Below are 25,719 nucleotides of genomic sequence, written 5' to 3' on the forward strand. Positions count from 1 at the left end.
GATCACACCGGGTGTCCCGTCCGGCCGCCCACCGCCCGGTTCCCGGTCCTCAATGCGCCGAACCCCTTTCCTTGTCCGGGAGTTCACGGCTCAATACGAGGGTTGCACGCACCACCCCCTGCACCACCGATGTCATGTCACTGACGACACTGGGAGCAGCAGCATGTGCGAGGACGACCACGGGCAGGACCCTGCCGGGATCGGCAGACGCGCGGTGTTCGCGACGGGAGCCGCCGCCGCGCTTACGTTGGGAAGCGTGAGCTTCGCCTCGGCGGCACCCCGGGAACGGCGCGGGACAACGGTGCGCGGCACCCTCCCACCCGGCTCCCCCGACTTCGTGTACGTCCCGGTGGAAGTCCCCCGGGGCGTGCGCGAGATCCACGTCGCCTACACCTACGACCGCCCCACCGTCCCGGCCGGCACCCCGGGCAACGCGCTGGACATCGGCCTCTTCGACGAGCGCGGCACCGAGCTGGGCGGCCGGGGCTTCCGCGGCTGGTCGGGCGGGGCGCGCACGGAGTTCTTCGTCCGCGCGGACGCCGCCACCCCGGGCTACCTCCCGGGGCCGGTGCGTGCGGGCACCTGGCACATCGCGCTCGGCCCGTACACGGTGGCCCCGCAGGGGCTGTCCTACGAGATCACGGTCACGCTGACCTACGGCGAGCAGGACCTGACCCCGCGGCCGGTGTACCCTCCCGAGCGGGCCAAGGGGCGGGGCCGGGCCTGGTACCGGGGCGACTGCCACCTGCACTCCGAGTACTCCGACGGCCGCTACACCCTCGCCGAGATCGCGCAGCTGGCGCGGTCGGCGGGCCTGGACTTCATCAACTCCTCCGAGCACAACACGCACTCGGCGCACCCGCACTGGGCCCACCTCGCCGGGGACGACCTGCTGATCCTGCTGGGCGAGGAGGTGACGACCCGCAACGGCCACGTCGTCGCCCTCGGCACCGACCCCGGCACCTTCGTCGACTGGCGCTACCGGGCCCGCGACAACCGCTTCGGCCGCTTCGCCCGGCAGATCCGCCGCGCCGGGGGCCTGGTCGTGCCGGCCCACCCGCACGCCACCTGCATCGGCTGCAACTGGAAGTTCGGGTTCGGGGAGGCCGACGCGGTCGAGGTGTGGAACGGCGCCTACACGCCCGACGACGAGGTGGCGCTCGCCGACTGGGACGGCATGCTGGTCGCCTCCGTGCGCGAGGGGCGCGACGGCCGCGGGGGCGGCCGGGGCTGGATCCCGGCGATGGGCAGCAGCGACTCCCACCGCTCCCCCGACGTGATCGGCCGCCCGCAGACCGTCGTCCTGGCCGACGACCTGACCCGCGAGGCGATCCAGGAGGGCATCCGGGCGGGCCGGTCGTACGTGGCCGAGTCGTCGAAGGTGTCGCTGTCCTTCACCGCGTCCGGCGGCCGGGGCGAGCACGCCGGGATCGGCGAGCGGCTGCGCGTGGCCGCCGACACCCCGGTCACCGTCCGCCTGGAGGTGACGGGCGCCCCGCGCTGCACGGTGCGCTTCGTCACGGACCAGGGCGTGCTGTTCACCAGCGATCCGCTGCCGGTGTCCGGCGCGGGCACGGTGGAGTGGCGCACGACCGCCTCGTACGCCGCGTACGTACGGGCGGAGGTGCGGCACGAGGCGGCGGCGGGCCCGCTGCCGGGCGCGCTGGCGGCGTTCACCAACCCGGTCTTCCTGGGGAGTTAGTCTCCAGGGGCCACCGGGCTCCGTCACCGACCGCGGAGCCCCCGAGCGAGACGGAGCGGGGACCCACGATGCCGAAACCGCCGAACCCCGAGCGGAAGTACCGGACCGTCACGGCCTTCCAGCGCCGGCTGAACGCCGTCGTGCGCCGGCTGCCCGGCCAGACCCTCCTGGAGACCACCGGCCGCGCCTCCGGTCTCCCCCGCCGCACACCGGTGGGCGGCCGCCGGGAGGGCGGCTCGTTCTGGCTGGTCTCGGAGTTCGGCGAGCGCTCGCAGTACATCCGCAACATCAAGGCCGACCCGCGGGTACGGGTGCGCATCCGGGGCCGCTGGTACCCGGGGACGGCCCACCTCCTGCCCGACGACGACCCGCTGGCCCGCCTGCGCCGCCTCCCCCGCTTCAACAGCATGGCGGTACGGGCGATGGGCGTCACGACGGGGCATCTGACGGTACGGGTGGAGCTGGAGGGGCAGGGGTAGCGAAGCTGATGAAGAACCTGTGATCGGCGTCTCCCACGGCTGACGTGGTCGGCATGAACAAGGCAAACTGACGTGGTTGCTCAGGATGTCTAGGGGGACGGCATGGACGGTGGACCGCGGGTTCCGGAGCAGCGGCGTCCCGGATTCCCGGCGGACGGGGAGGAATCGGGTGCGCTGCGCTTCGGTGTGCTCGGGCCGGTGCGCGCCTGGCGGGGCGGGGAGGCGCTGGCCACCGGCTCCCCCCAGCAGCGCGCGCTGCTGGCCGCCCTGTTGCTGCGCGAGGGCCGTACGGCCACGGCGGCCGAGCTGATCGACGCCCTGTGGGGCGAGGAACCGCCGTCGCAGGCGCTGGCGGCGGTACGGACCTACGCGTCCCGGCTGCGGAAGGTCCTCGACCCCGGCGTGCTGGTCAGCGAGTCCGGCGGGTACGCCGTGCGGGGCCTGGCCGAGGGGGCGTCGGACCTGGCCGCGGCCCAGGACCTTGCCGCCGGGGCCGAGAAGGCCAGGACCGCCGGGGACCTCTGCCACGCCCGTGACCTGCTGCGCCGCGCGCTGGCCCTGTGGGACGGCGAGGTACTGGCCGGCGTGCCCGGCCCCTACGCCGAGACGCAGCGCGTCCGGCTGGAGGAGTGGCGGCTCCAACTCCTGGAGACCCGGCTCGACATGGACCTGGAGCAGGGCTGTCACGCCGAGGCGGTCTCGGAACTGACGGCGCTCACCGCGGCCCACCCCTTGCGTGAACGCCTGCGCGAGCTGCTGATGCTGGCCCTGTACCGCAGCGGCCGCCAGGCGGAGGCGCTCGCCGTCTACGCGGACACGCGCCGCCTGCTCGCCGACGAGCTGGGCGTCGACCCGCGCCCCGGCCTCCAGGAACTCCAGCAGCGCATCCTCCGGGCCGACCCGGGGCTGGCCGAGCCCTCGGCACCGGCCGCGGAGACCGCGCCGGCGACGGTCCGGCCGGCGCAGCTCCCGGCGACGGTGTCCGACTTCACCGGGCGGGCGGCCTTCGTCCGTGAGCTGAGCGACGTACTGTCCGCGGCGTCCGGCGAGTCGGGCCGCGTGATGGCGGTCTCGGCGCTGGCCGGCATCGGCGGTGTCGGCAAGACGACCCTCGCGGTGCACGTCGCCCACCAGGCGCGGGCCGCCTTCCCGGACGGGCAGCTGTACGTCGACCTCCAGGGCGCGGGCGCGCGGCCCGCGGAGCCGGAGGCGGTGCTGGGCGCTTTCCTGCGGGCCCTGGGCACGGCCGACTCGGCCATCCCGGACTCCCTGGAGGAGCGCGCCGCCCTCTACCGCTCCGTCCTGGACGGCCGCCGTGTCCTCGTCCTGCTGGACAACGCCCGCGACGCCGCCCAGGTACGGCCGCTGCTGCCCGGCACGGACGGCTGCGCGGCGCTGGTGACGGCACGGGTGCGGATGGTGGACCTCGCCGGGGCGCACCTGGTCGACCTGGACGTGATGTCGCCCGAGGAGGCGCTGGCCCTCTTCACGAAGATCGTGGGCGAGGAGCGGGTCGCCTCGGAGCGGGAGGCGGCGCTGGACGTCGTCGGCGCGTGCGGGTTCCTGCCGCTGGCGATCCGCATCGCCGCGTCCCGGCTGGCCGCCCGCCGCACGTGGACCGTCTCGGTCCTGGCCGCGAAGCTGGCGGACGAGCGACGCCGGCTGGACGAACTGCAGTCCGGCGACCAGGCGGTCGAGGCCACCTTCGAACTGGGCTACGGGCAGCTGGAACCGGCCCAGGCCCGCGCCTTCCGCCTGCTGGGCCTGGCCGACGGCCCGGACATCTCCCTCGCGGCGGCGGCGGCCGTCCTGGACCTCCCGGTGGAGGACGCTGAGGACCTCCTGGAGTCCCTGGTCGACACGTCCCTGCTCGAATCGGCGGCCCCGGGCCGCTACCGCTTCCACGACCTGGTCCGCCTCTACGCGCGTGCGTGCGCGGAACGAGACGAGAACCCGCCCAGCGAGCGGGAGGCGGCGCTGTCGCGGCTGCTGGACTTCTACCTGGCCACGGCCGCGGGGGTCTACGCGATCGAGCGGCCGGGGGACCGGCTGGTGGAGGACCTGGAGTCGACGCGGTACCCCGGCCTGCGCTTCACCGACGGACCCGCGGCACTGGACTGGCTGTACACCGAGTCGTCGTCCCTGCTGGCCTGCGTGCGCCAGGCCGCCGGCACCGCGCGGCTGCGCCGGGCCGTCGACCTCCTGTGGGCCGCCCGGGACCTGGCGGAGTCGGGCGCCAACTCCCGTCAGTACGAGGTGACGGCCCTGGCGATGCGTGAAGCCACGCAGGCGGTGGGGGACACCCGGGCCGAGGGCAGAGCGCGTATCGCCCTCACCGGCTTCCTGCTGGTGTCGGGCCGCATCCGGCCGGCCGCCGAGGAGGCGGCCCTCGCCATGGAGCGCGCGACCGCCTCCGCGGACCCCACCGCCGCGAGCTGGGCCGCGCAGGACTGCGGCCTCATCGCTCTCCACCGGCACCGTTACTCCGACGGCAAGATGTTCTTCGACCGTGCCATCGAGGGCTTCCGGGCTGCCGGGAACGGCTTGTGCGAGGCGACCGCCCTGTGCAACCTCTCGCGTGCCTACATGGGGATGGGCAACACCGCCAAGGCCGTCGAGTTCGCGGAGAACGGCCTCGCCGTCCACGTCCGGGTCGGCAGCACCATGCGCCTGGCCAACGGGCACTACGCCCTGGGTGTGGCCCTGACCACGGCCGGCCGGCACATGGACGGCCTGGCGCAGTTCTCCCGGGCCCTGACCATCTTCCTCGACCACCGGCAACGGCTGTGGGCGGGGACCACCCACTTCAGGATCGCCGAGACCCATCTGGCGGCGCGGCGCCCCGGCCCGGCCGCGCAGCACGCCGAACAGGCCCTGGCCCTGGGGTGCATCGGCGGTGACCAGACGCGCGGCCATGTCCTGAAACTCCTCGGGCAGGCATTGAGCGATCTCGGACAGGTCGACCGGGGCAGGGCCTGCTGGCGTGAGGCGCTTCCCCTCTACGAGGCGAACGGCGCTCCCGAAGCGGCCGCCGTACGAGCCCTGCTGGAGCCCGCGACAGCGGCCTGACGCCGGCGACGGCGGGCGTTCAGCGTTCGTTTATCGGCCTCGGGCACTCTCGTCCCTGTCACACCGTCGCGTCGGGGGGCAGACGGGTGACCAGCGAGCCGACGGATTAGTGTGCGGCTCCGAACGTCCGTCCGGTGAGCCACGGGGGAGTCACCGGACGGACGTTCCACACTCGTTCACCATCGCAGAGGAGCACGCGCATGAGCGACAAGAAGACGGAGCCGGTCGCCACCCCGCAGGACAACAACATGCCCGTCCCGCCGGCAACGGACGAGACCATCACCACGATGGACAACAACATGCCCGCCCCGCCGGCCAAGGACACCATCACCACGATGGACAACAACATGCCGGCCCCGCCCGCCCTGGACCGGGACGGCGACGGCAAGTAGACCTTCCTCCACACGGGGATCGGCCGCGGCGGCGCGGAGGGGAGCCGCCGCGGCCGACGTGTGTCCGGCGTCAGCCGAGGAGGGCCTGGGTGATCTGCCGGGTGGTCTGCGCGGCGACCCGGGGATGGCCGGCGGCGTGGGCGACATGGGCGTTCAGCCCCGTGGCCAGGGCCCAGCCGCGTCCCCGCGTCCACGTAGCGTCGTCCACGCCGAGCGCGTCGCGGAAGACGGCACGGCTCGCGGGCGACATCAGGGTGAAGGCGATCATCAGGTCACGGGCCGGGTCGCCCCGGCCGAGCCCTTCGAAGTCGATGACGGCGCTGAGGCGGCCGTCGACCGTCAGGAGGTTCCCGGTGTGGAAGTCGCCGTGGAACCAGACCGGGGGCCGGTCCCAGCCGGGGGCGGCCAGCGCCTCGTTCCACAGGTCCGTGAGCGCCGCCGCGTCGAACACGCCGTCGGTGCGCTCGATCGCCTCCCGCGTCGCGCGGTCCCGCTCGGACAGCGGGCGGCCGGTGAGACCGTCCCCGGCGCGGTCTTCGGGAGCCTCGAACCGCTGCAGGGCGGTCAGGAAGCCGGCCAGTTCCACGGCGGCACCGGCCGAGTCGCCCAGCGCCGCCACGGTGGCCACCTCACCCTCCAGCCAGCGGGAGACCGCCCACGGCCAGGGATATCCGAAGCCGGGCTCGCCCACCGCCACGGGCTCCGGGACGGCCAGGGGGAGGTGCGGGGCGAGCCGGGGAAGCCACCGGAACTCCTTCGCGGCCTGCCCGACGGCACCCGCGTGACGGGGCAGCCGGACGGACAGCTCGTCGCCGAGCCGGTGGATCACGTGGTCGGAACCGGCCGGGTCGACCGGCTCCAGCGGGAGCGCCGACCACTGCGGGAACCGCGCGTCGACCAGCCGTCTGACCAGCGTCGCGTCGATGCGCGGTCCGGTGTCCACCGAGGTCACACCGGTGCCGTCACGGTGTGATCCAGTTCGCAGTGGTCCGGGGCGGCGGAGCCGTCGAAGGGGACCCGGACCGCGGTGACGCCGTCCGCCGGGACGGTGACCTCCGCACTGCCTTCGGTGAGCGTCGTGCCGTCCGCGTCCTTGAAGAGGACCGTGACGGGGAACGTGTACTCGGCCGGGTTCGGGTTGGTGACCTCGACGGTGGACCACGACTGGGTTTCCGTGGCGCAGGTGACCAGCATCAGGGTGGCGGCCTCGACACCGGCGGTGCCGCCGCTGCCCGTGTCGTCGTAGGTGTCGTCGTCGTAGTCGTGGTGGCCGCTGCCGCCGGTGCCGTACGTGTCGTCGTCGTCCTTGTACGCGCCGCCGCCCGAGGTGGACGACGAGCTGTCGTGGTCCTGGCCGGAGCTGCTGCAGCCGCCGCCCCCGTCGCCTCCGTGACCGTGGCCGTGGCGGCCGGTCGAGAAGCCGGTCAGGCTGAGGACCACCAATGCCGAGATCGCCGTGTACCTGAGTGCTCGCCCCCGTGTCGTCATGATGATCACGCTAGTGCGCGGATGTCACGGACACGTCACCGACCGGGCACGGCCCCTCACGCCGTGCAGGGCATCACGTCGTACGGCTCCGCACGCCGTACGGCCCCTCACGTCGTCCGGGCCGTCCCCGTGCCCTTCTCCGCGTCCAGGGCGTACACGCAGCGGTCCTTGCTGCACGCGTACACGATGCCGTCGCGGACGACCGGGGAGCCGGTGATCTCGCCGCCGGTGGCGAGCTTCCAGCGCAGGCGGCCGTCGTCGGCCTTCAGCGTGTAGAGCAGGTGGTCGGTCGAGCCGAAGTGGATGCGGCCCTCGGCGACCGCGGGCGCGCCCACGATGTCGCCGCCCGCCTGGAAGCGCCACTTGGGGGTGCCGGTGACCGCGTCCAGCGTGTAGAGCCCCTTGCCGCTGCCCACGTGGACGTGCCCGGCGGCGACCAGGACCGGGTCGGTCGAGGAGCGGGCCTCGGTCGCGATGCGCCAGCGGTCGCGGCCGTCGGTGGCGTCGAGGGCGTAGACGGTGCCGAGGTAGTCGGCCAGGTAGACGCCGCCGCCGGTCACGGCCGGGCCCGGCACGAAGGTGGGCGGGGCGAGGAAGACCGCCGGGGCCTCGAAGTGCCAGCGGACGTGGCCGGAGGCGACCTCCAGGGCGAGGACCCGGGTGCCGGCCGCGACGTACACGTAGCCGTCGGGGGCGTGTCCGAGGCGGACCGGAACGCCGCCGCAGGAGGCCGCGTCGCCGATCGGGTACGACCATCTCTCGTCGCCGGTACGGGCGTCCAGGGCGCGCAGCCGGGCGTCCTGCCAGACGTACGCCGTGCCGTCGTGCAGCGCGGCGCCCGCCTCGGGGGACTCGAAGTCGGTCTGGGCGCCGGTGACCTCCCACAGCTTCTGGCCGGCCGAGGCCTCCCAGGCCTGGACGCCGCCGCCGCGGGTGGCCGTGAGGACGGTGCCGCGGTCGGCCTGGAGCGAGTACACCCAGGCGTCCGTCTGGACCCGCCAGAGGTCGGCGCCCTCACGGGCGTCCAGGGCGAAGAGGGTCGGTCCGTCGGAGGCGTGGATACGGCCGTCCGCGACCGCCATCGACCAGGCGACGTCCCGGGTCTTGAAGCGGCGGCGGCCGGTGCCCACGTCCAGGGCGTGCACCTCGAAGGAGGTGACGTAGACCAGGTCCTCGGCGACCCGCGGCGTGCCCCAGACGTCGTTGGACATCCGGAACCGCCAGGGGCGCCACCCGGCGGGCGAGGCCTCCGGGGGCGCCGGGGACGGAACCGGTACGGCTGGGTCGGCGCCGTTGACACCGGGGCGCGGGCGGGACCAGGACGCGGCGAGGGCGGACTCCGGCGGGGGCGCGGCGACGGCGGCGGCGCGCATGTCGGCGACGCGCGGGCCGGGGCCGATGGGCACCGGGGCGCCGGGCAGCCGGACCGGCCCGCCGTCGGGGGCGCCGGCGGGAGCGGGCACCGCCGGGCCGTGCGCGGGCGGCCCCGGTACGACGGGGTCGTGCGCGGGCGGGGGCGGCAGCGGGGGCGCGTGGACGGGGGCGCGGGCGCCGGAGGGGCCCGGGCCGCGGCCGCCGGCCGTGGTGGCGGGCTTGGCCGCGGGGCGGCCGTTGCGGCGGCCCTCGATCAGGCCCACGGCCCGCTCGGGCAGCCACGCGGACGCCGTACCGCTGTCGTCGGAGCCGGAGCCGAAGAGGTGCGGGGCGAGCTGGGCCTGGAGGTCGGCGGGGTTGGGACGGCCGGTGGCCTCCATCTGCATGCAGGACTCGATGAGCGGGCGCAGCTCGTCGGGCAGGCCCTCCAGGTCGGGGCCCTCGCGCAGCAGCATGAAGACCGTCTCGACCGGGTTGGCGCCGTGGAAGGGCGGGTGTCCGGTCGCGGCGAAGACCAGCATCGAGCCGAGCGAGAACACGTCGCTGGCCCCGGTGACGCTGCGGGAGTCCTTCGCCTGCTCCGGGGACATGTAGGCGGGGGTGCCGACGGCGACGTTCGTCATGGTCAGACGGGTGTTCGAGACGCCGGACGCGATGCCGAAGTCGATCACGCGGGGGCCGTCCTCGACGACGAGGACGTTGGAGGGCTTCAGGTCGCGGTGGACCAGGCCCGCGCCGTGGATCGACTGGAGCGCCTCCGCGACGCCCGCGGCCAGCCAGCGCACCGCCTGGGCCGGCAGCGGCCCGCACTCGTTCACTATCTCCTCGAGGGAGGGTGCGGGTACGTAGGCCGTGGCCAGCCACGGCACCGCGGCGCGCGGGTCGGCGTCGACCACGGCCGCCGTGTAGAAGCCCGAGACCGCGCGGGCCGCCTCCACCTCGCGGGTGAAGCGGACGCGGAACAGCTGGTCCTCCGCCAGTTCCGTGCGCACCGTCTTGATCGCCACGCGCCGCCCGGACGCCGAGCGCGCGAGATAGACCAGCCCCATGCCGCCGGCGCCGAGCCGCCCCAGCACCTCGAACGGCCCGATCCGCCGCGGATCGTGCTGCGTCAGCTGATCCACCACTTGCCTGCCACCTCCCCGTACGGGCCGCGCCACCCACATATGTACGCGACCGAAGTGCAGCGTCTCACCACCGCACCTCCGTGGCGCCACGCACCCCGATTCTTCCTGTCCGAGGCGCTGGTGGCGAACCTGGCGACAATCGGGGTGTCTTGCCTGATTCCGGGCAAAGAACCCTGCACGCGACCGTTCCCGGCCCCCCTCGGCGCCGTGGCCGCCGTTCAGCGCTGCAGCAGCGCGAACGACGCCCCCTGGCCGTCCGAGACCACCGCCACCCGCCCGTACGACGTCCCGAAGGGCGGCACCCGGACCCGGCCGCCGAGCCGGGTCACCGCGGCGAGACCGGCCTCCACGTCCTCGGTCAGGAAGTGGACGAGGAAGTGCGGCGGCATCTGCGCGGCGAAGACGTCCGAGACCCGGGCGCGGCCGAAGTCGGGGGACGCGTCCGGGCCGAAGAGCGCCTCGTGGAACAGGTCGCCGTAGAAGGCGTTGGCGGCCTGCGTGTCCCGGGTGTACAGCTCGGCCCAGGCGAAGGTGCCCGGTTCGTGCCGGCGCCCGAAGCCCGGGTGGCGGCCCGGCTGCCAGAGCCCGAAGACCGCACCGTCGGGGTCGGCGGCGAGGGCGGCGGTGCCCAGGTCGCCGACCGGGTGGGGCGGGGTGACGACCTGACCGCCGGCCGCCCGGATCCGCGCGGTCAGGGCGGCGGCGTCCGGGGTGTGGAAGTACACGGACCACACGGTGGGCATCCGGCCGTCCGTCTTGCGCACCAGCGCGGCGACCGGCTCCCCGTCCAGGCACGCCCGTACGGACTCCCCCGCCGCCCCCTCCCCCGTCTCCTCCGCGCTTTGGAAGGTCCAGCCGAACAGCTCGCCGTAGAAGCGCCTGCCCGCCTCCACGTCGGAGAGCTGTGCGTCCACCCAGCAGGGGACGCCCTCCCGGCGGCCGGACGGACGGTCCGACGCCCTCTTCTCGAATGCCCCGTTTTCGGCCATGCCGTCAAAAGTAACCGCGCCGCCCGCACCCCGCAGACCAGGCACACCAGCCTCTCTCCACCCCCGCACCCCATTTGCAGTCGGCCGAATCGCGCTCGGATCACCCGTCGGTAAGCTGACGGCATGACAGGACAAGTGCGTACCGTCGACGGCCGCGTGGCCGGTCGGCGTGGGCAGGCGACCCGGCAGAAACTGCTCGACTGCCTCAGCGAAATGCTCAGCTCCTCCCCCTATCGCGATGTCAAAGTCATCGATGTCGCCCGCAAGGCGGGCACGTCGCCCGCGACCTTCTACCAGTACTTCCCGGACGTCGAGGGCGCCGTCCTGGAGATCGCCGAGCACATGGCCGCCGAGAGTTCCTCGCTGGCCGGACTGACGGCGGGCCGCTCCTGGGTCGGCAAGGCCGGCTGGCAGACGGCGCAGGAACTCGTCGACGGATTCCTGGAGTTCTGGCGGAAGAACGACGCGATTCTTCGCGTGATCGACCTCGGCGCGGCGGAGGGCGACAAGCGGTTCGCCAGAATCCGCATGAAGATCCTCAACTCGGTGAATTCCCCCCTCACTGATTCCGTCGCGGAACTCCAGGCAAAGGGCAAGGTCGACAAGGACGTGAACCCCGCGGCGATCGCCGGGTCACTGGTCGTCATGCTCGCGGCCGCCGCCTCGCACCAGAAGGGTTTTTCCTCCTGGGGTGTGAAACAGGCTGAACTCAAGCCGCATCTCGCTCTGTTGACCTATCTCGGCATCACCGGAAAGAAGCCCGCCAAGTAGCAGGCAGTACGCCACGCGGCAGCCTGTCATCTCCGCTCCGCCGCGTCGCCGCCCGTCGTACTTCCCGCACCTCCCGCGCTTCTGCACCTCTGCACTCCGCACCTCTGCACTCCGCACCTCTGCACTCCGCACCTCTGCACTCCGCACCTCCAGCCTTTTGCCGCCCCGTCGGCCGCCCGCTCGAACTCGGCGACCGTGCCCCGGCCCTCCGGCCGCACCGGCACGACGTCCAGCGCCTCGAAGTTCAGCCCCGTGACGGCCCCGGACGGGGAACAGCCGCCCGTCCGGCCGACGTTGTCCCAGCATCCGTACCCGCATCGCATCCGCATCCGCTGGAGGAGACCGCCATGGCCCTGACCCGCGAAGAGCGTGAGACGTTCCTGGCCGAGCCGCACATCGCCGCGCTCGCGGTCGACGCGGGGGCGGGACGCGCCCCGCTGACCGTGCCGATCTGGTACCAGTACGAGCCCGGCGGCGAGGTGTGGATCATGACGGGCCTCGACAGCCGCAAGAACAAGCTGATCGGCGAGGCGGGCCGGTTCTCGCTGATGGTCGACCGGCTGGAGCCCACCATCCGCTACGTGTCGGTGGAGGGGCCGGTCGTCGAGACCGTCACCGCGACGGAGGAACACCTGCGGGAGATCTCCGCGCGCTACCTCCCGGCCGAGAAGGTCGACGGCTACGTCGCCTTCGCCTCGGCCAACCACGGCGAGCAGGTCCTCGTCCGGATGCGCCCCGAACGCTGGGTCTCCTCCGACCTCGGCTCCGTGTGAGCCCCGGGCACCCCTGGCCGCAGGACGATCGGGGTATGGGAACCGATCTCCACGAGCTGCTGAGGTCACTGCGGGTGTGGGACCCCGCCGTCACCGAACTGCCGCCCCTCGACCCGGCCGACGCGCCCGGCGACCCGCTGGAGCTGTTCACCAGGTGGTTCGCCGAGGCGGTCGCGGCCGACGAGCGCGAGCCGCACACGGTGACGCTGGCGACGGCGGACGCCGAGGGCCTGCCGGACGCGCGCGTCGTGATGCTGCACGGCGCGGACGCGGACGGCTGGGCCTTCGCCACCCACGCCGACAGCCGCAAGGGGCGCCACCTCGCCGCCCGCCCGTACGCCGCCCTCACCTTCTACTGGCCGGTGCTGGGCCGCCAGGTACGGCTGCGCGGGCCGGTCGCCGTCGCCCCGGCCGAGGAGGCGCGGGCCGACCTGCGCGCGCGGTCGGCCGGCGCGCTGGCCGCCGCGCTCACCGGCCGGCAGAGCGCGGAGCTGGACTCGCCCGACGAACTGGCCCGCGCCTCTGAGGCGGCCTGGGAGCGGGCCGAGCGGGAACCGGACGCTCCGGTGGCGTCCTGGACTCTGTACCGACTCCGCCCCGACGAGGTGGAGTTCTTCCAGGGCGAGGCCCGCCGGCGCCACGTACGGCTGTCCTACCGCCGGGCGGAGAAGGGAGGTTGGGACCGGCGGCTGCTGTGGCCGTGAGGTGCGCTCACCGCGCGCCGGGCGGCGTCGGCTCCTGGTCCGTCGCCAGGCGTGCGTGCAGGTGCACGTCCCGGAACGCGTCGTGCCGGCCGGCCTCGAACATCGCCTCGCGCAGGGTGCCCTCGGCGCGGTAGCCGCTGCGCTCGGCGACGCGGCAGGAGACCTCGTGTCCGACGGCGTGGCCCAGTTCCAGGCGGTGGAGGCCGAGTTCGGCGTAGGACCAGCGGGAGGCGAGCAGCAGGGCCCGGGTGGCCACGCCCCGGCCCCGGGCCTCGGGGAGCACCCAGTAGCCGATCCGGGCCACCTTCATCTGCCGGCTGATCTCGTTCAGGCCGATGTGCCCGAGCGTCGTACCGCTCTCGTCGTCGGTGATCCGGAACGACGCCGACCTGCCGTCCGCCGCGTCCCGCGCCCGCCCCCGGAGCGACTCGCGGGCCCCGGCGAGATCGGTCCACAGCTTGAGCGGTGTGTTCCAGCGCTGGAACTCGGGGTCGAGGCAGCCGCGCAGCCACGTCTGCGCGTCGTCGTCCGAAGCGGCGTCCCAGGCGCGCAGGCGCAGGCCGTGTCCGCGCGGTTCGGTGCGGGAGAGGGAGGGGTCGAGGGTGTACATGCGTGTGTGGGCCATCCGGCCATTCAAGCCGACCGGTCCCGGTCGTGACCGATCCGCAACCGATTCCGGTCTTGACCGAGACCCATCAAGCGAGGGCGCGATTACGCTCGCCGCATGGCCGACTCCACCGCGTCCGCTGAACCGCAGCGGCCCGCCCACGCCGCGGGCCGGCCCGTGTACGTCATAGGCGCCGGTCCCGGCGGTCTCGCGGTCGCCCGCGCACTGCGCGCCCGCGGTCTGCGGGCCGTCGTCCTGGAACGGGCCGACCACGTCGGTTCCTCCTGGCGGCGCCACTACGACCGGCTGCGGCTGCACACCACCCGCCGCCTCTCCTCGCTGCCCGGCCTTCCGATGCCGCGCCGGTTCGGACGCTGGGTGGCCCGGGACGACGTGGTGCGGTACCTGGAGAAGTACGCCGAGTACCACCAGCTGGAGATCGTCACCGGCGTCGAGGTCTTCCGCGTCGAGCGGGTGCCCGACGGGGCCGGGTGGCTGCTGCACGCCGCCGGGGGCCGGGAGCTGGCCGGCGCCGCGGTGGTGGTCGCCACCGGTTACAACCACACCCCGCGCGTGCCGGACTGGCCCGGCCGGGACACGTACACCGGCGAGTTCCGGCACGCCGCCGAGTACCGCGCCCCGGCCCCGTACGCCGGCCGGGACGTCCTGGTGGTCGGGGTGGGCAACACGGGCGCGGAGATCGCCGTGGACCTGGTGGAGGGCGGGGCCGCCCGGGTCCGGCTCGCCGTGCGCACGGCGCCGCACATCGTCCGCCGCTCGACCGCCGGATGGGCCGCCCAGTACACCGGTGTCCTGTGCCGGCGGCTGCCGGTCGCGCTGGTGGACCGGCTGGCCCGGCCACTGGCCCGGATCAGCGTGCCCGACCTGTCGGACCAGGGGCTGCCGCGTCCCGGCACCGGGCTCTACAGCCGGGTGGCCGAGGGTGCCATCCCGGTGCAGGACGTGGGCCTGATCGACGCGGTGCGCTCCGGCCGGGTGGAGGTCGTCGCCGCGATGGACGGCTTCGAGGACGGCAAGGTCCTGCTGGCCGACGGCACCCGCATCGCCCCGGACGCGGTGATCGCGGCCACGGGGTACCGGCGGGGCCTGGAGGGGCTGGTCGGGCACCTCGGCGTCCTCGACGGCTCCGGCCGGCCCCTCGCCCACGGGGGCCGCGCCCCGGCCGCGGCACCGGGCCTGTACTTCACCGGGTTCACCAACCCGATCAGCGGCATGCTCCGCGAGCTGGCGATCGACGCGGAGCGGATCGCCGGCGCGGTCGCGAAGAGGGAGGCGGGGCGGGTGTCGCGGCTGCCGGGCTAGCTCCGGGTGAGGATCAGCAGGTCACCGGCGTCCGGGTCGCCGAACAGCGCGAACAGCTCGGGCGCCTGTTCGCTCCCGCCGATCCTCCAGTGCGTCGCCTCCCCGCAGTCGCCGTCGAGCCTCACGAGGACGGCCTCGCGGTCGCCGTACCGGTCGCGGGTCCAGGTGCCGGTGCCGCCGCACCTGGTGTAGTCCTGGTCCGCTTCGAAGTCGGGCTGGGCCGGGACCCGGGTCAGCTCGGCCCGGCCGCCGGGGGCGAGCCGCAGTACGGCCCCGTGGTCTCCGCGGTAGTCCCCGGCGAGCTGCCCGGCGGACAGCCGAGGGGGTTCGTAGTCGTCGGCGAGGGCCGCCACGGCCAGCCCGCCGGCGACGAAGAGGACGAAGCAGGCGGCGGCCGAACGGAGCCAGACGCTCCACCCGCCCCACGCCCGCCGGCGCAGTGGGGCGAGGAACAGCACGGGAAGGATTCCGGCACCCGCGAACCAAGGGACCGTGTCGCTGAGCGACCAGTCCCACACCATGTGCCCCAGCACGGCCCACCCCGCGCCGACCAGCACGGAAGCCACCGCGTGCCGGGCCCACTCGGGCCCGCGCGGGCGGCGCGGGAAGAGACGGGACAGCGTCGCGGCGGGCATGATCTGCGCACTGGAGTGCAGGACTCCGAGGAGCGGCAGGATCAGCGGGACGCAGAGGACACCGAAAGCTCCCCCGCCGCGCCCGTAGTCGTCCTGCCCCGCCCCCACGAGGAGCCACCACGCCAGCCACACCAGCGGCAGTTGCGCCGCGCACAGCGCCGCCGCCAGGTTCCACTCGTCGTTCGACCACGCCAGGCGCCGCCGTCCGGCCGCCCCCGGCCCTGCTCCCCACCCCATGCCCGGGAGCCTACGACCTGCTCATGACAGTGCGGTCACCGGCACCGGACGCCGCCGGATCACCAGTGCCATCAGGGCCGCCGCCGCGCACAGCGCCCCGGAGGCGATCCACACCACGTCGTAGGAGCCGAAGTGGTCGCGGGCCACGCCGCCGAGGAAGGCGACGAGGGCGGCGCCCACCTGGTGGGAGGCGAGGACCCAGCCGAAGACGATCGCGCTGTCGTCGCCGTAGTGCTCGCGGCACAGGGCGAGGGTGGGCGGGACGGTGGCGACCCAGTCGAGGCCGTAGAAGACGATGAAGAAGAGCATCGGCGGGTGGACGCTCGGCGCGAGCAGCATGGGGAGGAAGAGGAGGGACACGCCGCGCAGGGCGTAGTAGACGGCGAGCAGGCGGCGCGGTTCGAAACGGTCGGTGAACCAGCCGGAGGCGATCGTGCCGGCCACGTCGAAGACGCCGATGACGGCGAGCAGCGAGGCGGCGGCGGTGATCGGCATGCCGTGGTCGTGGGCGGCGGGCACGAAGTGGGTCTGGATCAGGCCGTTGGTGGAGGCGCCGCAGATCGCGAAGCTGCCCGCCAGCAGCCAGAACGGGCCGGTGCGGACGGCGGAGAACAGGACCGCGAGGGCACGGCGGGCGGCGCCGGGGACGGGCGCGGGCTTGGGCACGAACTCCTCGGCGCCGTACGGCTTGTGGCCGACGTCGGCCGGGTGGTCGTGCAGCAGGAGCCAGACGAAGGGGACCACGGCCAGGGCGGCGAGGGCGACGGTGACGGCCGCCGGGCGCCAGTCGTACGTCTCGACGATCCAGGACAGCAGCGGCAGGAAGATCAGCTGTCCGGAGGCGGAGGCGGCGGTGAGGACGCCGGTGACCAGGCCGCGCCGCTCGGTGAACCAGCGGTTGGTGACGGTGGCGGCGAAGGCCAGGGCCATCGATCCGGAGCCGAGGCCGACCAGCAGCCCCCAGCACAGGATGAGCTGCCAGGCGGAGTTCATCCACACCGTGAGGCCGGAGCCGACCGCGATCACCATCAGAGCGACGGCGACCACCCGCCGGATGCCGAAGCGGTCCATCAGCGCGGCGGCGAAGGGCGCGGTGAGCCCGTAGAGGGCGAGGTTCACGGAGACGGCGGCGCCGATCGTGCCGCGCGACCAGCCGAACTCCTGGTGGAGCGGGTCGATGAGGATGCCGGGCAGGGAGCGGAAGGCGGCGGCCCCGATGATCGTCACGAAGGTGACGGCGGCGACCCACCAGGCGCGGTGCACGCGCCGACGGCGGCGGGGGCCGGCGTGCTCCGGCCGGTCGGTGGGGGCCGGCTGGTCCACGGGGGAGGCGGCGGCGTCGGTTGTCTGGGTCACGTCACAGAGTCTCCGAGCGGGGCCGCGTCCGATCCAGTGGCCCGAAGGACAGCGTTCGCTAGGATCGGGCCATGGCCTCCGACACCCTCGACGCCCCCGCCGCTCCCGCCGCCTCCGACGACCCCCGTACCCCCGTCCGCCCGCACCGCGTCGTCGTCCTCGCCCTCGACGGCCTGCTCCCCTTCGAGCTGGGCATCGCGCAGCGCATCTTCGGCCTCGCCCGCGACGAGCAGCGGCGCCGGCTGTACGAGGTCGTCACCTGCTCGGTCCGCCCGCCGGGCCCGGTTGCCACGGACGCCGACTTCGAGATCCTGGTCGGCAACGGCCCCGAGGCCCTGGCCACCGCCGACACGGTCGTGGTCCCCGCCTCCTACGAGTTGGGTCCCGTCTACGAGGAGGGCGTGCTGACCGGGGAACTGGCCGCCGCGCTGGCCCTGGTGCGGCCCGGCACCCGGCTCGTCGCGATCTGCACCGGCGGGTTCGTACTGGCCGCCGCCGGATATCTGGACGGCCGTCCGGCGACCACGCACTGGGCCTCCGCCGAGCACTTCCAGGGGCTGTTCCCGAAGGTGCGGGTGGACGCCGACGTGCTGTTCGTCGACGACGGGGACGTGCTCACCTCGGCCGGGGTCGCGGCCGGGATCGACCTGTGCGTGCACATCGTGCGCCGGGACCACGGCACCGCCGTGGCCAACGAGGTGGCCCGCCGCACCGTCGTACCGCCGCACCGGGACGGCGGGCAGGCGCAGTACATCGAGCGGCCGGTGCCCGATCCGCAGCAGTCGTCCACGACGGGGGCCCGCGCCTGGGCGCTGGGCCGCCTGCACGAGCCGATCCAGCTGCGGGACATGGCCGCCCAGGAGTCGATGTCGGTACGCACCTTCACCCGCCGGTTCCGCGAGGAGGTCGGCGTCAGTCCCGGCCAGTGGCTCACCCGGCAGCGCGTCGAACGGGCCCGGCACCTGCTGGAGTCCACCGCGCTGTCGGTCGACCAGATCGCCCAGGACGCGGGATTCGGCACCGCCCAGTCGATGCGGCAGCACCTGCAGGCGGCGCTCGGGGTCACGCCGACCGCATACCGGCGCACGTTCCGCACGGAGTTGTCCACAGCCTGTGGACAGTGAGCGGGACTCGTCGGCCGGCGGCGCGGCGTTGTCCGCCCCGAGCACGGCACCGCGCGCCGCCACCCGACTCCGGCGCTCCCGCCCGGCTCCCGTCGCCCCCGAGGGAACCGCCGCCGACACGACCCACGCTCGTCGAGGGCTCCGTCACCGAGCCCTCGTCGTCCCCTCGCGGCGAATCGTTGCCTACAAGCGTGAGGAAACGGTCACGATCCGTCAACCGGGGAGGGGGATTTCATCCCTTGCGTTCCGTTTCGCCGGGCCGCGCACGGAAGCACACCCCGGCGCACGGCCGTTACACCACTTCGTACGCGAAGCCCTCGTACGCCACCGTGCCGCCGCCGCTCCCGCAGGCGGGCGGACTCTCCTCGCCCGCGGCGCACCGGTCCAGTTCGCACCAGATGCGCTTGCCGGTGCCCTCCCGGCTCCAGCCCCAGCGGTCGGCGAGGCCGTCCACGAGGGCGAGGCCCCGGCCGCCCGTCGCCTCGCCGCCCGCACAACGGGGCACGGGGGCCCGGTCACTGGCGTCGTCCACTTCGAGGCGGACGGTGGCCTCCTCGGTCTCCTCGGTCACCGCGCCCGGCAGCACCAGCCGCAGCACCGCCGAACGCCCGGTGTGCACCACGGCGTTGGTGACCAGCTCGGAGACGAGCAGGACCAGCGTCTCGGCGAGTGGTTCATCGGCCCGTATCCCCGAACCCGCGAGCCGTGAACGCGCCCAACGCCGGGCGCGCCCCACTTCCGAGGGGTCTGGACGGACCTCCAGCTGCACTTGAAGCACCTGCACCGCTCACACCATCCGAACCGGCGGACACAAAGGCTCGCGCCTCATGAGGGCCACGATCGTAGCCATTTCCAGCATGGCCAGAACAACGGCCGGGGCAGGGGTCACGGAACGTGAATCCCCCGCAGGACAGCATGGTTGACGTACAGTCACGCCAACAAGCGCTTCGGGCATATTCCAGCGCGAAGGAGTACGCGTGCGGCATACTGTGCGACGCACGTTCCGTGGAGTCGAACAGGCGGTTGCCGACGGCCGTCGCACCCTGCGGGGCAAGGCGCACACCGCCGGTTCCGGAGCCACCACAGGGGCAACTCCGGCACCGCCGGCGCTCGGGACCACTCGCATCTCCCACAAGGTACCGGAGTGTGGCACCGACTCCGGGCCGTAACCGGCGACTCGGCGGACACGCCCCGGTATCAACGCTCCGTGACGCCGTTCCGCCACGATCCGCGACACCCGGGGGGGGGCGGGCTGCTCCGTGCGCGCTACTCGGGCACGGTGAAGTAGCGGGCGAAGGCCGGGACGATCTCCGCCTCCCCGATCCTGCCGTCGCCGTCGGTGTCGAGCGCGGCGGCGGCCGGCCGGGCGAGGTCCTCCGGCACGCCGAACGCGGTCAGCGCCCGCGCGGTGTCCGCGACGGTGGCCGCTCCGTCACCGTCGGTGTCGGCGACGTCCAGTGCGGCGTGCAGGAAGGGGCGGGCGATCTCGGCGAAGCGGTCCGGCTTGTCCCGCAGCCGCTTGACCGCTCCGGTGACGAACTCCTCGCGGGTGATGCGCTGGTCGCCGTCCCGGTCGGCGATGCCGGCCAGGCCCTGCCAGAGCGCCTCGGCACCGCCGTACAGGGCCTGCCCCTTGTCGGAGCGGGCGGCGACGCCGAACTCGGCGAGCAGGGCCTTGGCCGCCCCGCTGAAGTCGGAACGGTCGATGTGGCCGTTGCCGTCCTGGTCGAAGGTGGTGAACCGCGCGGCGATCCTGCGCTCGTACTCGCTGTTGACCATGTCTCTCTCCGGCCGCCTCACGTCGGTGTTCGGGGGTACGTCTCGCCGGGAGCGTACGTCGCCGGACGCCGCCGCGGACGGGACTTGCCGCGATGGGCCGCGCCGCGCCGTCGCCGGGGCTCACCCCGGCGCCGTCGCCGCCGCCGTCGCGCGGCCTACGCGGACAGGGGGCGCGGCTCGTCCCCGGTCGCCGAGTCGAGGTCGGGGTGGCAGTCGAAGAGCCGGCGCACGCCCAGCGCGCCGAGGACGCGGTTGACGTGCGAGCCGTCCACGGCGCCCTGGGCGGGCAGTATCAGGCGCAGCCTGCCCTGGCAGGAGCGGATGAGCCGCCGGGACGCGATGAGGACGCCGACCCCGCTGGAATCGCAGAACAGGACCTCGGAGAGGTCCAGGACGAGGCTGTGCCGCCCCTCGGCCACCGCGTCGTGCACGCGCTGCCGCAGCACCGGTGACGTCACCAGGTCCAGTTCGCCCGACACCTGGAGCACGGCCCACTGGCCCCGCTCGCCGCCGGTCACGTTGAACGTCACCACCATGCCCTTCACCCGTCGGAACGTCTGGAAACTCCGGGAAACTCCCGAAACGGAAGCCGCGCTTACGCTTCTGGCGGCGCGCCTGCCCACCGGCCGTTCCCGCAAACGCCGCGACGGAAACGGAGACCGGTCGGAACTGGCTTGTTTCAGACGGTTTCGATCCTGTTCGATCGAATTCGGTCGCACGATAGAGGGTAGTGGAGGTGCATATCACCTCCGGCCGGTCGGGGGCGCGCATTGGAACAAAGGGGCGTGCGCTGTCGGACGTGCCGACTACATTCGGGGAGAGTGCGGCCGCAGGCTGGGACCAGGAGGGGGTGGAGGGACCGGATGGCGAAGAGGGACGTGCCACTGCGCTGGGACCGCAAGATGCAGCAGCGGCTCGCACGCGGCGAGGCCGCCGCCCTGGGCGAGCTGTACGACCGGTTCGCCTCGCTGGTGCACGGTCTGGCGCACCGCGTGCTCGACGACGAGCGGGCCGCCGACCGCATCACGCGCGACGTCTTCGCGCACGTCTGGGAGCATCCCGACGCCTACGACCCCCGGCAGGGCCCGCTGCGCACCTGGATCGCCGGCCTCACCCACCGCTTCGCCGTCCAGCGGCTGCGCGCGACCGAGACGGCGGCCCTCGTCCGGGGCGGGCCGGGCACCGCGGAGGAGTTGGAGACCAAAGTGCGGCACGCCTCGGTCGCCGCCCGCGCCGACTACATCGTGCAGTCCATGCCGGCTCCGCTGCGCGCCGCGCTGGAGCTGGCCTACTTCCAGCGCCGCGACTACCGCCAGACCGCCGCCGACCTCGGTGTCACGGAGGACGAGGCACGCCGCCGCCTGCGCCTGGGCCTCCAGCTCCTGTCCACCGCCCGCGACGCAGGCACCGCCCCGCACCAGCCCGGGGCCCCGCCCGGATACGGGGGTGCGGCATGACGGCGTACGACGCGGACGACGCGGACGACGGCGACATCGGGCACGGGGAGAAGGGGGAGCACGGAGAAGCCGGCGCCACCGGCCCCGGTCCCGGCACCAGGGCGCGCATACCGCTGCCCCGTGCCTCCGTCGAGGACGGCGGGCGGGTACTGCCCGACCCGGCGCCGGCCGCGCTGGAGCACCAGGTGCTCACGTCACTGCTCGGTGCGTGGGCGCTGGCCGCCTGCTCGGCTCAGGAGGCGGCGGCCGTCGAGGATCACCTCGGGGAGTGCGAAGCCTGTGCCGAGGAGGCGCTGCGCCTGCGCGAGGCCGTCGCCCTGCTCCAGCGGCCGGAGAGCCTCGATCTGAACCCCGCCCTGCGCACCCGGGTCCTGGACGGGTGCCTGGAGCGGCGTCCGCCCCGCATCCCGGTGCCCGAGTGGGCCACCCCCTACGACGCCGAGACCGCGCGCCTCGACGCGCTGCTCCAGGACTTCGGGGACGCCGAGTGGCACGCCCCGGTCCGGCTGCGCTGGTTCGAGGCCGACGACACCGCGAGCCGCCGCACCACCGTCGCCGGGGTCATCGCCCACCTGCTGACGGTCGACGGGACGGTCGCCGTCGCCCTGGGCCTCGACGACCCGCTGGGTGACATCACCGCGCCCACCCGCGCACCGGCCGCCCGCACGGAGGCGTACTGGCGGGCCTCGCACTACCCGCCCACCCGCGCGGTGCGCGCGCCGTGGCGTGAGCAGAGTCACAGCATCGTCCGGACCGTGGCGTTCACCGGTGACGCGGGCGGGATGCCGGTCTCGTACGGCGACTTCGAGCTGCCGTTGCGTGACGCGATGCTGGACCGGGCGTTCGAGTGCTGGGTGCACGCGGAGGACATCGCCGAGGCGGTGGACTATCCGTACGCGCCGCCGTCCGCGCGCCATCTCAACGGCATGATCGACCTCGCGGCCCGGCTGCTGCCGGGCGCCCTCGCGGCCCGCCGCCGGGCCGGACTGGCCGCGCCCGGCGACCGTCCCCACCTGGTCACCGCGGGCGAGCCGGGACGCAGCCTGCGGCTGGAGATCGAGGGCTCGGGCGGCGGCGAGTGGCTCATCCCGCTGGACTCCCCCGGCGCGGTGGGCTCCGCCGACCACGAGGTCGCCCATGTCGCCCTGGACGGCGTGGAGTTCTGCCGGCTGGCCGCGGGCCATGTGCCTCCGGCGGAGGCGGCGGCGGGTCAGGTGGGGGACCGGGAGGCGATCCGGGACGTGCTGTTCGCTGCGGCCGGCTTGAGCCGGATGTAGGGGGCGGTTGCGGATTCGTCGGCGGCTGCGGGTCTGTGGGGGGCTCGCGCAGCTCCCCGCGCCCCTTGAGGGCGTGCAGTGGACGCCCCTTCAGGGGCGCGGGGAGCTGCGCGACCAGCCACGAGGCATCCGCAGCCGCCGACGAGGCGGAAGGCCCCGCCCCACTGGGCGCCGCTAGGCGAAGACCACCGTGCGGCGGCCGTTCAGGAGAATCCTCCGCTCCGCATGCCACTTCACGGCCCGCGCCAGCGCCTGGCACTCCACGTCCCGCCCGATCGCCACCAGCTGGTCCGGCGTGACGTCGTGGCCGACGCGCTCGACCTCCTGCTCGATGATCGGCCCCTCGTCGAGGTCGGCCGTCACGTAGTGCGCGGTCGCGCCGATCAGCTTCACGCCCCGCGCGTGCGCCTGGTGGTACGGCTTCGCGCCCTTGAAGCTCGGCAGGAAGGAGTGGTGGATGTTGATGATCCGCCCGCTGAGCGCCTTGCACAGGTCGTCCGAGAGCACCTGCATGTAGCGGGCCAGCACGACCAGTTCGACGTTCTCCTCGCGCACGATCTCCAGGACCCGGGCCTCGGCCTCCGGCTTGGTGTCCTTCGTCACGGGGATGTGGTGGAAGGGGATGTCGTAGGACCCCACCAGCTCCGCGAAGTCGGTGTGGTTGGACACCACAGCCGCGATCTCCACGGGCAGCGCGCCGATCCGGGCGCGGAAGAGCAGGTCGTTCAGGCAGTGCCCGAACCTGCTCACCATGAGCACGATGCGCATCTTCGCGTCGGCCCGGTTGATCTGCCAGTCCATGTGGAAGGCGTCACCGATCGCGGTGAAGCTGGCGCGCAGCTTGTCCACGGTCACCGGCTCGCCGGCCGAGAAGTGGACCCGCATGAAGAACAGACCCGTGTCGTGGTCCCCGAACTGCTGGCTGTCCTCGATGTTGCAGCCGGTCATGAACAGATAGCTCGAGACGGCGTGCACGATGCCCTGCTTGTCGGGGCAGGACAGGGTGAGGACGTACTGGTCGGCCGGGGCGTCGGCCGAGGGGACGGCGGCGGAGGACTGCGCGTTCATGCAGCACAGGGTCCCATATCCGGCCCCCCGGACCGCGTGCCGTCCCGTCAGGCGGACCGGGTCAGGATCTGCAGCACCTCGAGCGAGCGCGGCTCCGCCTCCGGGTCCTCGCCGTCACTGGTGGCCAGCCGTACGTGCGCGTCGCGCGCCGCCCGCACCGCCTCCGGCCAGTCCGCGTGTTCCAGGTACGCGGTCACCGGCGCGTCTGGCCCCACCTGGTGCATGATCCGCAGGACCCGCAGCACGGCGGTGTCGACCAGCGCCGCCTCCTGCGAGTCGCGGAAGACCGTGCCCACGTACTTCTCGGCCGACCAGTGGTCCAGCCAGGTGTCCTCCACCAGGCGGTACACGGCGTCGGTGACGTCCCCGTAGCCGTCGACGCCGGCCAGCCAGACGTCCCGTTGGAAGGCGGGGGCGGAGAGCATGTGCAGCGCGGAGCGCACCTGGCTGCGCCAGCGCCACCACGGCATGTCGTTGAGTGGCATGCCGCCCATGGTGGAGGAGCGACGGCCGCGACGGGAAGAGTTCTCCGAACCTTGCACGGTCGTCGATCCTACGTTCCTCTCTCCCGCCTCCCTCCGGCACCCGCAATTCACCTCCGCGTCACCGCTCGTTGACCGCGGGTCACTCCCGGGTTGGCCGGGTGACGGAATCGTGCGGGTACATGACCGGCAGGCGTCCCATCCGCAGCACGTTCCCCGGCGGCCTCCGCGGCCGCTCCCGGGCCACCCGCACCGGCGTCCTGTCCGCGGGCGCGCTGGTGGCGTGCGCGTCACTCGCCGCCGGCTGCGGGGTCGTCCCCGGTGCCACGGGGGGCTCCGGGGCCGACCCCATCACCGTCATGACCTGGGCGCCGCAGGACACCGGCGCGACCAACAAGCCCGGCATGCCCTCCCTGGCCCAGGCCTACGCCCGCTGGGTCAACGCCCAGGGCGGCCTGGGCGGCCGCAAGCTCAACGTCCTGACCTGCAACGACCACAACGACAGCGTGACCGCGGCGAAGTGCGCCCGCCGTGCCGTCAAGGAGAACGCGGTCGCCGTCGTGGGCTCCTACAGCCAGTACGCGGACTCCTTCTTCCCCGTCCTGGAGGGCGCCCGCATCCCGTACATCGGCGGCTACGGCCTCACCAACACGGAGTTCACCAGTCCGCTGTCGTACCCGGTCAACGGGGGCCAGCCGGCGCTGCTCGCGGGGCTCGGCAGCGCGCTCGCCGACGCCTGCGGGCCGGTCACGCTCGTCCGGCCCGACACCATCGCGGGCGACCAGCTGCCCGGGCTGCTGGACTCGGGCCTCGTCTCGGGCGGGCACGAGCGGTCCCACGACCAGCGGGCGGCCGAGGACGCCACCGCCTACGACGACCAGTCCGGGCAGGCGCTGGCGCGGGAGGGCACCGGCCGGGGGAAGCCGGGGTGCGTGGTGCCGGTCCTGGGGGACCGCACCGGCACCTTCATGGACTCCTTCCGGCGCGCCCGCGAAGACCACCCCGGCGTACGGACCGCGACCGTGCTCGGCAGCGTCGATCAGACGACGGTCAACGCGAGCGGCGGAGCGTCCGGGCCGTACGAGGGGGCGTACGTCACCGGCTGGTACCCGTCGGTGGGCGACCGGGCCTGGGACGGGCTGAAGAAGCTGATCAAGGAGCAGGCGTTCGGCGACAACAACGTCGACGCGGCGGACGCCGGGGTGCAGACCACCTGGATCGCCTACACCGTGTTCAAGCAGGTCGTCGAGTCGCTCGGCGACGGCGAGGTGAGCGCCGACACCGTACGGCGGGCCCTCGACGACGGTCTGGAGGTCCGCACGGGCGGGCTCACTCCCGACCTCCGCTGGACGTTCGCCGACAAGCTGGCATCGGTCGGTTTCCCGCGCCTGGTCAACGCCGACGTCACCCTCCAGGTCGTCCGGGAGGGCCGCCTGGTCTCGGCCCGCCAGGGCACCGTGGACACCACCCGCACCCTGCAGAACGCGGACGTGGCCTAGGGGGCTG

24 protein-coding genes are annotated in these 25,719 nt (G+C 73.8%); 12 read left to right on the forward strand and 12 right to left on the reverse strand.

Features of this window, described 5'->3' with window-relative positions; genetic code table 11:
• The first annotated feature begins 163 nt into the window (after positions 1-163).
• The 4 genes from ACZ6IM_RS14055 to afsS all read left to right on the forward strand — a co-directional run bounded on the left by ACZ6IM_RS14055 (position 164) and on the right by afsS (position 5,642).
• A complete protein-coding gene (locus ACZ6IM_RS14055; protein WP_052839219.1) occupies positions 164-1,702 on the forward strand; it encodes a CehA/McbA family metallohydrolase in 1,539 nt (512 codons plus the stop codon).
• Between the two features lie 68 nt (positions 1,703-1,770).
• Positions 1,771-2,181 carry a nitroreductase family deazaflavin-dependent oxidoreductase gene (locus ACZ6IM_RS14060; RefSeq protein WP_052839218.1) on the forward strand — a complete coding sequence of 137 codons (411 nt, stop codon included), beginning with the start codon at positions 1,771-1,773 and terminating at the stop codon, positions 2,179-2,181.
• A 102-nt stretch (positions 2,182-2,283) separates the two neighbouring features.
• Positions 2,284-5,250: an SARP-family global regulator AfsR gene (gene afsR / locus ACZ6IM_RS14065; protein ID WP_469556681.1), complete on the forward strand. Its 2,967-nt coding sequence runs from the start codon at positions 2,284-2,286 to the stop codon at positions 5,248-5,250.
• Positions 5,251-5,450: 200 nt separating this feature from the next.
• A complete protein-coding gene (gene afsS, locus ACZ6IM_RS14070) occupies positions 5,451-5,642 on the forward strand; it encodes a regulatory protein AfsS (protein WP_052839216.1) in 192 nt (63 codons plus the stop codon).
• 70 nt (positions 5,643-5,712) lie between these two features.
• On the opposite strand, the gene ACZ6IM_RS14075 is transcribed toward afsS, so the two are convergent.
• From ACZ6IM_RS14075 to kbpA, 4 genes are all read right to left on the reverse strand, one after another.
• Positions 5,713-6,594 (reverse strand): aminoglycoside phosphotransferase family protein, encoded by an 882-nt coding sequence (locus ACZ6IM_RS14075; RefSeq protein WP_469556683.1) that lies wholly within the window; start codon positions 6,592-6,594, stop codon positions 5,713-5,715.
• Positions 6,591-7,130 carry a hypothetical protein gene (locus ACZ6IM_RS14080; RefSeq protein WP_469556685.1) on the reverse strand — a complete coding sequence of 180 codons (540 nt, stop codon included), beginning with the start codon at positions 7,128-7,130 and terminating at the stop codon, positions 6,591-6,593. The genes ACZ6IM_RS14075 and ACZ6IM_RS14080 overlap by 4 nt, the downstream gene beginning before the upstream one ends.
• Before the next feature lie 107 nt (positions 7,131-7,237).
• Entirely contained in the window at positions 7,238-9,631 is a 2,394-nt protein-coding gene (locus tag ACZ6IM_RS14085; RefSeq protein WP_052839215.1) for a protein serine/threonine kinase AfsK, read from the reverse strand.
• Between the two features lie 218 nt (positions 9,632-9,849).
• Positions 9,850-10,620, reverse strand: a complete 771-nt coding sequence (gene kbpA, locus ACZ6IM_RS14090) for an AfsK-binding protein KbpA (protein ID WP_469556688.1) — start codon at positions 10,618-10,620, stop codon at positions 9,850-9,852.
• Positions 10,621-10,755: 135 nt separating this feature from the next.
• On the opposite strand from kbpA, the gene ACZ6IM_RS14095 reads away from it, so the two are divergent.
• From ACZ6IM_RS14095 to ACZ6IM_RS14105, 3 genes are all read left to right on the forward strand, one after another.
• Positions 10,756-11,391: a TetR/AcrR family transcriptional regulator gene (locus ACZ6IM_RS14095; protein ID WP_052839213.1), complete on the forward strand. Its 636-nt coding sequence runs from the start codon at positions 10,756-10,758 to the stop codon at positions 11,389-11,391.
• 347 nt (positions 11,392-11,738) lie between these two features.
• The gene (locus ACZ6IM_RS14100; RefSeq protein ID WP_052839212.1) at positions 11,739-12,164 is read left to right on the forward strand and encodes a pyridoxamine 5'-phosphate oxidase family protein; all 426 of its coding nucleotides are present in this window, start codon (positions 11,739-11,741) and stop codon (positions 12,162-12,164) included.
• Between the two features lie 35 nt (positions 12,165-12,199).
• Positions 12,200-12,868, forward strand: coding sequence for a pyridoxine/pyridoxamine 5'-phosphate oxidase (locus ACZ6IM_RS14105; protein WP_469556690.1), 669 nt, complete (start codon positions 12,200-12,202; stop codon positions 12,866-12,868).
• 7 nt (positions 12,869-12,875) lie between these two features.
• Here ACZ6IM_RS14105 and ACZ6IM_RS14110 read toward each other — a convergent pair whose 3' ends face one another.
• On the reverse strand, positions 12,876-13,493 hold the full coding sequence (locus tag ACZ6IM_RS14110) for a GNAT family N-acetyltransferase (protein WP_469556692.1): 618 nt from the start codon (positions 13,491-13,493) through the stop codon (positions 12,876-12,878).
• 99 nt (positions 13,494-13,592) lie between these two features.
• Between ACZ6IM_RS14110 and ACZ6IM_RS14115 the strand changes: the two genes are divergently transcribed.
• Positions 13,593-14,798: a flavin-containing monooxygenase gene (locus ACZ6IM_RS14115; RefSeq protein WP_052839210.1), complete on the forward strand. Its 1,206-nt coding sequence runs from the start codon at positions 13,593-13,595 to the stop codon at positions 14,796-14,798.
• On the opposite strand, the gene ACZ6IM_RS14120 is transcribed toward ACZ6IM_RS14115, so the two are convergent.
• On the reverse strand, positions 14,795-15,670 hold the full coding sequence (locus ACZ6IM_RS14120; RefSeq protein WP_052839209.1) for a hypothetical protein: 876 nt from the start codon (positions 15,668-15,670) through the stop codon (positions 14,795-14,797). The genes ACZ6IM_RS14115 and ACZ6IM_RS14120 overlap by 4 nt on opposite strands.
• Positions 15,671-15,691: 21 nt before the next feature.
• Positions 15,692-17,026: an MFS transporter gene (locus ACZ6IM_RS14125; RefSeq protein WP_469556695.1), complete on the reverse strand. Its 1,335-nt coding sequence runs from the start codon at positions 17,024-17,026 to the stop codon at positions 15,692-15,694.
• A 71-nt stretch (positions 17,027-17,097) separates the two neighbouring features.
• On the opposite strand from ACZ6IM_RS14125, the gene ACZ6IM_RS14130 reads away from it, so the two are divergent.
• Positions 17,098-18,150, forward strand: a complete 1,053-nt coding sequence (locus ACZ6IM_RS14130) for a GlxA family transcriptional regulator (RefSeq protein WP_052839207.1) — start codon at positions 17,098-17,100, stop codon at positions 18,148-18,150.
• A gap of 292 nt (positions 18,151-18,442) precedes the next feature.
• Here ACZ6IM_RS14130 and ACZ6IM_RS14135 read toward each other — a convergent pair whose 3' ends face one another.
• The 3 genes from ACZ6IM_RS14135 to ACZ6IM_RS14145 all read right to left on the reverse strand — a co-directional run bounded on the left by ACZ6IM_RS14135 (position 18,443) and on the right by ACZ6IM_RS14145 (position 20,465).
• The gene (locus ACZ6IM_RS14135) at positions 18,443-18,919 is read right to left on the reverse strand and encodes an ATP-binding protein (RefSeq protein ID WP_052839206.1); all 477 of its coding nucleotides are present in this window, start codon (positions 18,917-18,919) and stop codon (positions 18,443-18,445) included.
• Positions 18,920-19,416: 497 nt separating this feature from the next.
• Positions 19,417-19,929, reverse strand: a complete 513-nt coding sequence (gene calD / locus ACZ6IM_RS14140; protein WP_052839205.1) for a calcium binding protein CalD — start codon at positions 19,927-19,929, stop codon at positions 19,417-19,419.
• Positions 19,930-20,084: 155 nt separating this feature from the next.
• Positions 20,085-20,465, reverse strand: coding sequence for an STAS domain-containing protein (locus ACZ6IM_RS14145; protein WP_052839301.1), 381 nt, complete (start codon positions 20,463-20,465; stop codon positions 20,085-20,087).
• A 327-nt stretch (positions 20,466-20,792) separates the two neighbouring features.
• Between ACZ6IM_RS14145 and ACZ6IM_RS14150 the strand changes: the two genes are divergently transcribed.
• Entirely contained in the window at positions 20,793-21,386 is a 594-nt protein-coding gene (locus tag ACZ6IM_RS14150) for a sigma-70 family RNA polymerase sigma factor (RefSeq protein ID WP_052839204.1), read from the forward strand.
• Positions 21,383-22,663, forward strand: coding sequence for a maleylpyruvate isomerase N-terminal domain-containing protein (locus tag ACZ6IM_RS14155; protein WP_469556698.1), 1,281 nt, complete (start codon positions 21,383-21,385; stop codon positions 22,661-22,663). The genes ACZ6IM_RS14150 and ACZ6IM_RS14155 overlap by 4 nt, the downstream gene beginning before the upstream one ends.
• A gap of 174 nt (positions 22,664-22,837) precedes the next feature.
• On the opposite strand, the gene purU is transcribed toward ACZ6IM_RS14155, so the two are convergent.
• Together purU and ACZ6IM_RS14165 are read right to left on the reverse strand one after the other, a co-directional pair.
• Positions 22,838-23,731, reverse strand: a complete 894-nt coding sequence (gene purU / locus ACZ6IM_RS14160) for a formyltetrahydrofolate deformylase (protein WP_052839202.1) — start codon at positions 23,729-23,731, stop codon at positions 22,838-22,840.
• 47 nt (positions 23,732-23,778) lie between these two features.
• On the reverse strand, positions 23,779-24,225 hold the full coding sequence (locus ACZ6IM_RS14165; protein ID WP_052839201.1) for an SCO4402 family protein: 447 nt from the start codon (positions 24,223-24,225) through the stop codon (positions 23,779-23,781).
• Between the two features lie 170 nt (positions 24,226-24,395).
• On the opposite strand from ACZ6IM_RS14165, the gene ACZ6IM_RS14170 reads away from it, so the two are divergent.
• Positions 24,396-25,712, forward strand: a complete 1,317-nt coding sequence (locus ACZ6IM_RS14170; RefSeq protein WP_469556701.1) for an ABC transporter substrate-binding protein — start codon at positions 24,396-24,398, stop codon at positions 25,710-25,712.
• Positions 25,713-25,719 lie beyond the last annotated feature (7 nt).

This window comes from Streptomyces sp. NPDC042336 (assembly GCF_055581985.1).